The sequence below is a fragment of the Vibrio gelatinilyticus genome (assembly GCF_022836845.1).
In the GTDB taxonomy this organism is placed as follows: domain Bacteria; phylum Pseudomonadota; class Gammaproteobacteria; order Enterobacterales; family Vibrionaceae; genus Vibrio; species Vibrio gelatinilyticus.
Map to the genome: position 1 here is coordinate 199,121 of NZ_JAJNNZ010000008.1, position 11,855 is coordinate 210,975.

Annotated in this window: 9 protein-coding genes; 2 read left to right on the forward strand and 7 right to left on the reverse strand. The window is 43.3% G+C overall.

The genetic code is table 11. The annotated features are described in order from the left end of the window. The first annotated feature begins 217 nt into the window (after positions 1-217). The gene (locus LNL84_RS12105; RefSeq protein ID WP_244357696.1) at positions 218-1,330 is read left to right on the forward strand and encodes a BamA/TamA family outer membrane protein; all 1,113 of its coding nucleotides are present in this window, start codon (positions 218-220) and stop codon (positions 1,328-1,330) included. Positions 1,331-1,442: 112 nt separating this feature from the next. Here LNL84_RS12105 and LNL84_RS12110 read toward each other — a convergent pair whose 3' ends face one another. The 6 genes from LNL84_RS12110 to LNL84_RS12135 all read right to left on the reverse strand — a co-directional run bounded on the left by LNL84_RS12110 (position 1,443) and on the right by LNL84_RS12135 (position 8,664). Then, entirely contained in the window at positions 1,443-2,462 is a 1,020-nt protein-coding gene (locus LNL84_RS12110) for a LacI family DNA-binding transcriptional regulator (protein ID WP_244357698.1), read from the reverse strand. Between the two features lie 35 nt (positions 2,463-2,497). After that, positions 2,498-3,595, reverse strand: a complete 1,098-nt coding sequence (locus LNL84_RS12115; protein WP_244357700.1) for an ABC transporter ATP-binding protein — start codon at positions 3,593-3,595, stop codon at positions 2,498-2,500. A 5-nt stretch (positions 3,596-3,600) separates the two neighbouring features. Next, complete coding sequence (locus tag LNL84_RS12120; RefSeq protein ID WP_244357702.1) at positions 3,601-4,563, reverse strand: carbohydrate ABC transporter permease; 963 nt, start codon at positions 4,561-4,563, stop codon at positions 3,601-3,603. Positions 4,564-4,569: 6 nt separating this feature from the next. Beyond that, entirely contained in the window at positions 4,570-5,433 is an 864-nt protein-coding gene (locus tag LNL84_RS12125) for a carbohydrate ABC transporter permease (protein ID WP_244357704.1), read from the reverse strand. 116 nt (positions 5,434-5,549) lie between these two features. Further along, positions 5,550-6,899: an ABC transporter substrate-binding protein gene (locus LNL84_RS12130; RefSeq protein WP_244357706.1), complete on the reverse strand. Its 1,350-nt coding sequence runs from the start codon at positions 6,897-6,899 to the stop codon at positions 5,550-5,552. A 67-nt stretch (positions 6,900-6,966) separates the two neighbouring features. Then, positions 6,967-8,664 (reverse strand): alpha-amylase family glycosyl hydrolase, encoded by a 1,698-nt coding sequence (locus tag LNL84_RS12135; RefSeq protein WP_244357708.1) that lies wholly within the window; start codon positions 8,662-8,664, stop codon positions 6,967-6,969. 456 nt (positions 8,665-9,120) lie between these two features. On the opposite strand from LNL84_RS12135, the gene LNL84_RS12140 reads away from it, so the two are divergent. Beyond that, a complete protein-coding gene (locus tag LNL84_RS12140) occupies positions 9,121-9,741 on the forward strand; it encodes a porin family protein (RefSeq protein ID WP_244357710.1) in 621 nt (206 codons plus the stop codon). 115 nt (positions 9,742-9,856) lie between these two features. Here LNL84_RS12140 and LNL84_RS12145 read toward each other — a convergent pair whose 3' ends face one another. Further along, complete coding sequence (locus tag LNL84_RS12145) at positions 9,857-11,233, reverse strand: aldehyde dehydrogenase EutE (RefSeq protein WP_244357712.1); 1,377 nt, start codon at positions 11,231-11,233, stop codon at positions 9,857-9,859. Between the last annotated feature and the right edge of the window lie 622 nt (positions 11,234-11,855).

Sequence of the window (11,855 nt, forward strand, 5' to 3'; positions counted from 1 at the left end):
AAGGGAATGTTTATCAAAGCGGTACAGGCGCTACCTGATCATTAGCCCAGTTATGAGCAACTAGGTTTCGCAGCCGCTGCAAATTTGCTACCTTGTTGATTCTCAGAATGTCGGGCAAAGTCCGTTTTTTGCCTCGCGATTGTAAATAGATCCATAAAACTCACTCATTTCTCGCCGACTTACTTTTCTCATATAAACAGATACATGGATGTACTGAATGGCTTTAAAAATACAAAATGCTGTTATTGCGACACTGGCCCTTGGACTTTCACCCCTTTCCTGGGCAGCGGAGTACACTGACCACGTAGACGATAAAAAAAGCAAGGTCGAAGATACGCGCAAGGCCAGTGGCGAAAAAGAGGGCTTTATTGCCCTGCCTATTCCCATGTCGAACCCAACTCTTGGCACTGGCGTACAATTGTTGGGTCTTTATATGCATGCGAAAGATCCTGACGCCAAAGCGCACAACGACACGTCTGGCATTATTGGAATGTATACTTCCACACAAAGCTGGCTTGTCGGTGCCTTCCACGATGGTGCATTAAAAGATGACTCGATTCGATACACCGGAGGGCTGTTTCACGGCAACTTAAACCTGAAATACTACGGTGATGGCAACGACCCTATATTTGCTGAGCAGCCTTTGGAATATGGTATGGAAATGAGCGCCATTATGCTGCGCGCACTGTTTAAACTCGGCCAATCTAACTGGTATATCGGCCCACAGTACAACTATATGCAGACCCAAATCAGCTTTGACCAATTCAATGACTATTGGCCCGAGCCTGAAGACGTTAAGTCTGGGGGTTTAGGGGCAGTGGTTCACTTTGATACTCGTGACGACAACTACTACCCAATGAGTGGCTGGTTTACGCAATTAAGCTACATGGATTATGGCGAGCAATGGGGTGGCGATGGCAACTATGGCATAGGAAAACTGGCGAGTAGTAACTATACCAGCGTGTTAGACAATCTGGTCCTCGCGTCTAAGCTCACAATAGAAACCAGTGGTGGTGACGTGCCTTTTTATGAAAAGCCGACTCTTAAAATGAGAGGCTTTAATCATGGTCGCTATCGTAACGACAACATTTTGCAAGGTCAGTTCGAAGGCCGGTGGACATTTAAGCCACGCTTTGGACTAGTGGCATTCTTGGGGCTAGGGAAAACATCAGAGGCGCAGCAAAATATCTGGAATCAAAATACCATCGTAACAAAAGGTCTTGGCTTTCGATGGCAGCCCGTAGAGCAAAAGAAAATGAACATCAGGCTAGATTTTGCTAAAGGGCCAGAAGAAAACACCTTTTACTTATCCGTCGGCGAAGCATTCTAGAGTAAGAGTTCGATGTAAATAGGCATAAAGTGGTTCTCGTGCAATTATCGCACTGCTTTATGCCTATCGTATTTTCGGATGAGAGAATTACAGAACCAATAAATAATCCTATTCAATGTTCAGGGGTTCTACCACTCGCATCCGATTGGCGAGCCACAATATCCGCTTGGTGCCAGTTTTGTATTAAAAAGTCTGTAGATTCTAGCTTATTTATCATTAACTTAGCCATGTCCTCGCCGACTTTGTGCGTGTTATAACGAAGTGAGGTAATAGAAGGCTTGCTGTAACGGCCATGCTCATAATCACCGTAACCTGAAATCGCAATATCGTCCCCTGGATGAAAGCCTAACTCTTCGCAAGCAGCAACGGTGCCAAGCGCCATCGTATCATCAGCACAAAGTATAGAGGTAGGGCGTTGCGCCAATGACATCACTTGTTTCGTCAATTCCATGGCTGCACTTTCATCAAGATCGCCATTTTTTAACCAGGAGTGATTCACTGATAACCCAGCTTCGTGCATTGCTTTGAGATAGCCTTGTTTCCGAAATTGTGACAACGTCAACTCACTGGGCCCGTCCAAAAACGCAATTCGCTTATGTCCCAACTCAATCTGACGTTTGGTCAAACGATAAAACGCTTCCTTGTTGTCCACATCAACAAAACAATCTTCAGAAAACCCTTCAATGTATCCATGGCAAACGTAAGGGAAATTGGATGCCTCAAGCATTTCAATACGCGCGTCATCGAGGCGAGTGCGGACGATAAACAATCCATCGACCAAACCACTCGAAATAAAATCAGCATACACGTCTTGCTCGTCTTGCCAGTCTGAAATTGTAGTCACAATTAATTTATATTCATGCTCAGCTAAGAAAGCAGAGGCACCCGCTAACACTTTGGAAAATGCAGGAGAAACAAACATACGAGAGTTAGAAGGCAAAATAATCCCAACATTACGCGACTTCCCTGACGCTAAGCGCCTAGCTGTAGGGTTCGCTTTGTAGCCCATCCGTTTCGCAGCATCTAACACCCTTGTTCTAGTATCTGGGTTCACATCGGTATAGCCATTTAACGCACGCGAAACCGTCGACTTAGACAACTGGAGGTGTTCGGCAAGTTTCTTGATAGACATTCGTTACCTCGAATTAAAACGTAACTTATACTGGATTAAAGACGATGCTCTGTCGCACTATCAAATACCAAAACCCTTGACAAGTCGATAAGCAGTTCCATGGTATCTCCGCGCGAAACATCTGACCGCAAATCAATGCGAGCTTTTAGTTTTTCGTTACCTATCTGAAATAGGACCTCTTTGTCGAAGCCCATTGGTTCGACAAGCTCAATATGTATCTGATTCAAATTAAATGTCGTATCACTGGCAGCAAAGAATGATTTGTCATTAAAAAAATCCGGACGAATACCTACCTTAACCTCCAGACCTAGCTCCGGAAGGTCCTCGGTACATCCAACACTGGATAACAATGATCGTGGTAGTTCATAGGAACCAATTTGTAACTTATCTGAAAACAAACGTCCTTCAATAATATTCATCGAAGGTGACCCGATAAACGTTGCGACAAAAATATTGCAAGGATTAAGAAACACTTCCATTGGTGTACCCACTTGTTCTATCACACCATCACGCAGCACAACCACTTTATCGGCAAGCGTCATTGCTTCCACTTGGTCGTGGGTCACATACACACTTGTACTGCCAAATTGGTTATGGATTTGAGCAATTTCTGTTCGCATGTGATTTCGTAACTTCGCATCAAGGTTTGACAAAGGCTCATCAAACAAAAAACAGTCTGCATCACGGACTATTGCTCGTCCCATAGCTACTCGTTGACGTTGACCACCAGACAAGTCCGCAGGCTTGCGTTTTAAGTAAGGCTCAAGTTTAAGCATTGCCGTAACCTCCTCCAAACGACGTTGGATTTCAGTTTCGCTCATTTTAAGACGCCTCAGCGCAAACACTATATTCTCTTCTACCGTTTTATGAGGATAGAGCGCGTAGTTTTGAAACACCATAGCGATGTTTCTGTGCTGAGGCTCAACATCATTCACAACTCGCTCTCCGATACTAATCTCCCCTGACGTCGCTTGCTCTAATCCCGCGATCATCCGTAGGGTTGTCGATTTTCCACAACCCGATGGACCAACCAACACCACAAATTCACCATCTTCGATATCCAAATTGATATTCTTAACAACTTGCGTATCTCCATAATTCTTAACAATATTCTTTAATGATATAGCCGCCATACTAATTATCCTTTAACCCCACCGTCCGTACTACCCGCATCCATGTGTCGCATGGCAAATAAAAAACAAACCACCACAGGTGCCAGTGTCAACATCGAGGCAGCCATGATACGATCCCAAATCGCGTTTTTAGAAACAAACAGCTCTTGAAGCGCTAATGGAAGCGTATAGAACTCTTTGAACTGCTTAAGAAAAACCGAAGCAAACAGATATTCATTCCAACCGATGATAAAACAATACACAAAAACCGTTGCCAGCATGGGCCTTGACAGAGGTAACATGACTAACAATATCGCATCTTTGCGCGAGTACCCATCCATCATTGCTGCCTCTTCAAGCGCGAATGGAATTGTCCGAAAGTAGTTACCCAGCATGTACAACGCAACAGGTAGTGTCTGTACAATATAAATCAAGAACAAGCACAACAAACTACCCCACATGTTACTTGCCAACCCAATATTCACAGCCATCTGATACAAGGGAACCATAAGCAATACACCACCTATCATGTACACAAACAGCACCGAACGTTGAATAATGGCCTGGCCAGTAAATCTCAATCGGGCAATGGAATACGCCCCCATAACTGCAAAAATGAGTGTTACCGAAGCAGCACCCGCCGAAATAAGGACACTATTGAGCATGAAACGCCCAAACGGAAATACATCACTATTACTCGTGTACTTTGCCTTTATCGCCTCTTTCTTCGCCTCCGATAGTTTCGGGTTGTCTAACACTTTCTGAATTGCTGCGGGGATTTCCACAACCTTTTGTTCTTCTAGCCCTAACAGTTCTTTATAGGCTCCCCAGTTCACCACTTTAGGTATCAACGAAGGGTTACCCCAATCAAATTGATGTTTCAGTGACGTCGAAAGTATTTGTGCGAATGGAAGCAAACAAAAACTCACCAATAAAAATATGGCTAGCCAAAATCCAAGCCGCCCCTTTATTGTTTTTCTACCCAACATAATTGATTACCACCTAAGTATTTTTTTCACGTAAAACCAAATCAGCACACACAGCACAACAAATTGAATAACGGAAATAGCAGCGGCGAGCCCTTGGTCTATCACGCCAGTAAACGCTTGATAATAAGTAAACACTGGAAGTGTCTGTACATTAGGAGCAAGAAGGAATACATCTTCGAAGCGATTTAAATTCCATATCAAACGTAATATCACCACGGTGGCCAGCACAAAGAACAGCTCTGGTAAAGTGACGTGGAAAAAACGTCCCATGGGTCCATAACCATCTATTGCTGCCGCTTCATATTGATCTCTGGGAATCGACGTTAACTTGGACAAAATCAACAAATACGCTATAGGGAAGTGCTTCCACACATCAAAAACAATGACCACCCACACGGCCGTGGACGGTTCACCGATCAAGTTTTCCCGAGCATCCCATAAATGTAATACATCGACCATCAACCAATTGAATACGCCATTAACAGGATCAAACAAAAATTGCCAGCCAAACACCACCGAAATAACAGGCGCAAAATAAGGCATTAGGATCGCTGCACTGACAAAGGCACGTCCAGAAAACGGTTCCTTCATAAGTAGCGCGACACCCAAGCCTAATAAGGTCGTTCCTACTACTGTGCCAAATAAATAAATCACTGTTGTAGATACTGAAGCGTAGTAGTTTGGGTTAGTTAATAACTTGGCATAGTTTTCGAACCCAACAAACAGTTTGTCACCGTTAAGCTTTACATCGAAAAAACTCAAGTACACGTTAAATGCAATTGGATAAATAATTAGTAGGCCTATAATGCCGATAGTCGGTGCGACCAGCTTCCAACCGAATCGGGCTTCCGCTCTCTCTAATGGGGTCATGGATGGTTTCCTTTCAAACCAAGACAATGAAAGTGAGTGGAGAAGCGGAACCTTGTTTCCTGACTAGTAACAAGAAACAAGGTATCGCCTCTCACGATGCTCAGCGTCTTACTTACCTACTTAGCAATGAGCTGTTTCATCTCACCCTCAGCCCAATCAAGAGACTTCTGCGTGTCTTTGTTTTCAATGACTGAACTATAAATCATGCGCGGAATGATTTGTTTCGAGAAGATTTCACCAGACTTAGGAAACGCTTTACCATTCACGATTGAGAAGTTACGAATATTCTCAAATCCAGAGATGATTTCCTTAATAGATTCTTTCCCGTATCCCGCGAAGATACCTTTAGGATCATTCAAGAACTCTTCGGTTTCCGCGATGTCTCGCAGCATAGGAAGGTGACCTCCAGGAGCCATGTGTGAATAGGCGACGACTTGGTCACGCTCATTCATATATTCGACAAAGGCTTTAGTTACATCTAACTCCGCTTGGTTATCGTTCTTCATAATAGAAAAACCAACTAAAGTGCCAAACGTTGATGCAGATGAATTTGTGATGGTCGGAGATAAACGCGTGTTCTTGACCAAGTTTTGATCAAATGCAGCACCTTTGAGATCAGAGAAGTTTTCCGTGCCTAAAGAGCTTGCCGCCACTTCTGCCAAGGCAATATCATCCATTATGTAAGTGGAATAAAAGAACATCGCAAGTTTTCCTTGCAAGTAGTAATCACGAGCGCGCCAAGTTTGAGGGCCAGGTGGGGTGTACTGCGAAAGCTCTTTATAAAAATCGAGCACTTCCTTTTGCTTCTCTGAGTTGAAAATAAGGTTACCACTCTTATCGAACTGACCAGCATCGTTCGATAGCGCTAGCTGGGTATAGACCTGTTCGGCGTAGCTGTCAGCTTTGGTGCCAATCAAAATACCGTATTGATTGTCTTCTGGCTTATTGAAATACGCTGCAGCTTTGCGAATATTATTCCAATTAGTTGGTGGTTCTAGCCCCGCGTCTTCAAACCAATCAGCTCGGTACCAGATTCCTTGAACCCAACCACTATAAGGTAATGATACATACTCACCCTTGTTTGGTTCTTCCACTAAAGTCAACGCACCTTGATAGAAACGATCTTTGCCTACCGCCTCTACGACTGCCGTAGTCGCTTTGAGATCTACGATACCCTGCTCTGCAAACGCCAATGAAAGGTTGGAATCAACCTCAACAACATCTGGTAGCGTTCTAGATGCCGCCGCTGCAGCAATTTGTGTCGGCATGTCATTTTCATCAATTGCGACCACTTTAATATCCACACCCGGATTAAGCGCCTCAAACACATCAGCCATCACTTCAAGCGTCTGCAGTCGATCCGATTGTGTTTGTGTCGTCCAATATTCTACCGTTGTCGCCTGTGCGACAGTCGATAAAGTCAAACCCGCAGCAGTCAGCCCGAGTGTCAGAGTTTTCAGTTTCATCGTAATATCCTTGTAGGTTAAAACCTATATCGTCTATTGGGATACATCCTCACTCCCATGGTTTGCATTAACTACTGAGCCACATCACCTGATATGGCAAAAGAGTCAGCATGTTTTTCACATGTGCTCCTGAAATCAAATCGTTAGAAAGATTCTCTAAAAGCAACCGAGAGTCCAGTTCAACAGCTTGACTTGAAATATTGATGATTACAGCCACCGCTTCATCACGAACAAAAGTAATGAGCTGATGATTCGTCTTTACTACTCGTTGAGACGTATGAGGCGCAAACGATGGGCATTGTTGACGAGTAGTAAGTAGGTGTTTGAAGTGCTTGAGAACTACTGCTCTACGGGTGCTTGGATTAGCCAACTCTTTCTCAAGTTGAATACGGTCGAGTTTTTCTCGATTGATTGCTCGATGGTAACCTAGCCTCTCTAATCCTATTTGATCATTGCCAGACCCAAGTAAGCTGTGTATATAAATACCAGGCACACCCGCCAAAGAGAGTAAGATAGACTGAGCGGCCATAAAACGCTTCAGATTCAGTTCTTCACTGAGCCGTAGATCGCATACCGCATCGAAGTAGTTAATGTTCAGCTCATACGGACTCTGAGTTCCATCGCCATTATCTTTATAAGAAACACGGCCACCGTTAGCTTGTACGTGATTCAATAGAACATCCAACTCAGCATCCGTTAGTATGCCTTCAACAGGCCTAACTCCTATTCCGTCGTGTGAAGCCAAAAAATTAAAATACGTCGTTTCTGGTGAACACGGTTCAAGACCAATCATCCAATCCATGAACCTTGTACTATCACCACCTTGTATTGTATGCAGTGTCAGTGGTGGCAATGGAAACTGATAAACTAAGTGCGCTTCATTTGCACCATTCCCAAAGTAGCTAATATTGTCTTTATGAGGGACATTGGTTTCTGTAATGAGCTTAACGTGAGGCGCGACTCGATCCATTATCGCCCGGTAGGCTTGAATAATCGCATGTGTTTGAGGTTGGTGGATACAAGGAGTACCTAACTCTTTCCACATAAATCCAACGGCATCTAGGCGAATAAAGGTAGCGCCCTGCTCCACATAAAACAGCAAGAGTTCAGCAATTTTTAGAAACACATCTGGGTTACGATAATTAAGATCAATTTGATCCTCACTGAAGGTCGTCCATATATGCTTAACACCTTCGGCTGTATCAAAGGGGGTTAGTAGCGGCAACGCTCTTGGACGAGTAACCGAACTGTAATCACAATTAGGGTTTGCCTGCGTAAAAAAATGGTTGTAACGCTCATCACCCAACAAGAAACCTTGAAACCAATCACTGGATTGTGAGATATGATTGATCACAGCATCCAGCATCAAATCATAATCTGACGATAAGCTATCTATATCATCCCAGTCACCGAGTTCGGGATTTATTTTCCAATAATCGGTCACCGAAAAACCATCGTCGGAGGTATAAGGGTAGCAAGGCAAGATATGGACAGCCGACAGCTCGACTTTGACATGCTCGTTAAGAAAGTCATGTAGGGTTTGAAGCGGAGCGATTCCATGCTGAAAGATAGAATCACCGTAAGTAATCAATACCACATCAGATTGATCGACCTGATGCTCCCTGCCTTGATAGCTTTGTTGGGATACGACTAATTGCCTCAGCTTAAGGAGCAAAGCTTTAATCTCGGCTTGAGAATACACGCCAGTTAAAATGTTTTGGAGTGTATTCTCAAGTGCTTTTAACTGAGCAAGATCGAAACCCATATCGACTTCCATGTTTTTTGGACGAGTTTTCGGCTGAAACAAAACCGGTTTCAGCCATAAATAAAAAACCTCTTCATTTATGAGGCTTTCATGATTTGTGTACATTAGTTTACACAAGTCCGTTAAACATAGGTGACTAATTTTAAATGATGTTTGATCCAAGTCTCATTTACAGCATCTTTCAAAACCGGTTTTGTTTTCAACATGCACTTTAGAAGATTGACAAGCCTCGCGAAAAATAAAGAAAAATCTGTTTACCGTTCAATCAAGGATCTGCTTATGGAAGTCGATGTTAGAGAGCGCCTCTTATCGCCAATTTTTTGTGAAATTGCGCACAAAACACTTATCAAGACTTAATCTTATTAAGTGAAAACTCGATAATATGCAATCGAGGACTATTCTTTAGTTTGTATAGGAGATATACGAACGCATTCATATGAGTGATAAGGATATGACTTGAAAAAACTAAATAGAACTCTCGCAGCACTTATGCTATTTGCAGTATCCACTAATGTATTTTCTACAGAAAGTAACGAAAACTCTAAAGGATACAATAATATCTACTTCGGCTTTGGTGGAGCCTTTGCCAATATTGATATCGATGAAACCTATTACGAAGCAAGTTCTGATACCTTGAGCAACGCTAGCGCTAGTATCTCGGATAATGTGTTGGTTGGCGGCTTCGTTGGTTATCAATTTAATCCATGGATTGCAGTTGAGGGTCGAGGGTATTTTGGAGCAAATGAAGGTGATTTACTTGGGATTACTGTTGATATAAGCAAGCGTTTTGGAATCTACGCCCGACCAATTCTGCCTATTCATGAGTACTTCAGTGTTTATGGTTTAATTGGCTATGGTTCAACGACGGTCAAGGCATTAGGGATCAGCGAATCAGAGAGCGACTTTGAATACGGCCTCGGTATGGAAATTGGAAAAGGCAGTAATGTTAAACTTCAAGTGGAGTGGCAGTTTTTTCACGATAAAACATATACATATGACCTTTCTGATGGCGACAAATCAACTCTTAGGATCAAAGCTGATAGTGTAAATGTCAATCTCGCATGGTATTTCAACTAAAACATTTAAGGCCCTGCTTATAGTCAATTAAAGATGTGTGTCCTTAAAGTCTCTAAAACGCAAAAAGCCGAGCATATGCTCGGCTTTTTCGTTTCTATCGATTGGGGTAAATCGATTAAACGATGCGCAGACCGCCTTGAGCGATTGCAAAACGACGTGCACGAGTAAACGATAGTGCGTTCGTGATGCCTTCACCAGTAGGGCCAGCGATTGTGAACGTTGAAGTACCTTCAGCGTTGTAACCTACACCAGACAGTGTTGGGCCGTTGTGAGCAAAGATAGTGGTGTTGATGCGAGCACCAAACTTAGTCACGTTCTCGATGTTACCAGAGTAGATACATGCAGAGTGCTTGTTACCACGCTCGGCAGCAACTGCGCGCTCGATAGCTTCATCGATATCTTTACAGATAACCACTGGAAGAACTGGCATCATTTGCTCTACGTGTACTAGTGGGTGATCGTTCTCAACCAGCATTACCGCAAGACGAGTGTCAGACTTAACGCCAATAGACTTCAGGATTTCACCTGCGTCTTGACCTACGTGCTTCTTAACTGGGTGCCATACACGTGCGATTTCTTGTGCAGTACAAGGCTTAGCACCTTCGAACTCGTCTAGAGTCAGAATTTCTTCAGTTAGCTGCTCAGCTTCTTCTGCAGAAAGAACGTAAGCACCAATTTCTTCTAGCTTGTCTAGGAAAGTATCCACTACAGATTCTTCAACAAAAACTTCTTTCTCACCGATACACAGTAGGTTGTTATCGAAAGAGGCACCGCCGTATACGCCAGCAGCAGCAAGATCCATGTTAGCAGAAGCATCAACGATAACAGGTGGGTTACCAGCGCCAGCGCCAACACCTTTCTTACCCGATTGTAGGATAGCTTTAACCAGACCAGGGCCACCTGTACCCACTAGCATGTTGATAAGTGGAGACTTAGCAATTTCATTTAGCGTTTCTAGCGTTGGCTCTTTAACCATAGTCACTAGGTTTTCTGGACCGCCTGCTTCAACGATAGTCTTGTTTAGAAGATCAATCATTACCGCTGAAACGACTTTAGACGATGGGTGAACGTTGAATGTTACTGCGTTACCACCTGCTAGCATAGAGATAGCATTGTTAACGATAGTTTCAGTTGGGTTAGTAACAGGAGTAACCGCACCGATAACACCGTAAGGTGCACGCTCGCCCAAAGAAATACCGTTGTCACCAGACCATACTTTCGTGTCTAAAACTTCAGTACCCGGCGTTTTAGCCGCTGTCAGCTGGTGTTTAGCGATCTTGTCTTCAACGCGACCTAGTTTAGTCTCTTCACGCACCATTTTTGCAAAGTCTTCTGCACGCGCTAATACTGCACCGCGGATTGCAGTGATGATGGCTTCGCGACCTTCTTTAGTACAGTTAACGTAGTACTCGTATTGAGCTTTGTGAGTTGCTTCGATCGCAGCGTCCACTGTCGCGAATACACCTTTAGCGTTATTGATATCAAAAGACATGATGATTACCTCGTAGAATTGGGTATTTTGAAGAGCTAGGCTAAATGCTAATCTCTTTTCGACTTACTTTGGAAAGGCTTAGTGCCTTGCCTAAAAATGGCTATAATTTAACCCAAACCCTCACTATGCCTATGTCGCTGGGCGTCAAGTTATTTGACTATAGAACGCTGTTTTTTAGACTATGTTACTTGACGAATCCACAACCCAATCTCCATTTGTTCAAGTAAGGCTATAGATCAGCAGGTTACCTTTTTTGCCCGTTACTCTGCGCCCATTATTTGCACAACGAAAGTTACGTAAGTAACCGAAACATGTAACTCCCCCCCATCAACGACAAAATTATAAATTGCCATCTACACAGTCATTAAAGTATATAAATTCAAAAGCTTAACTATAGGTGTAAAATAAATTGACCCTCAGTGACGTGTTGGATTTTTAACCGTTGGATAGAATGATGTCCATTAAGTAAACACACAAATTTCCAATGACCTCGTGAGGAATGAATATGAAAAATCATGCGCTTTTAGAAGAATCTGTAAAGCAACTGAGCACTATTTTAGAGACGCAGAAAGAGCTTTTAGCTGAGCATAAAGCAAACCAAAACTACGCTGAGCGCCTCGAA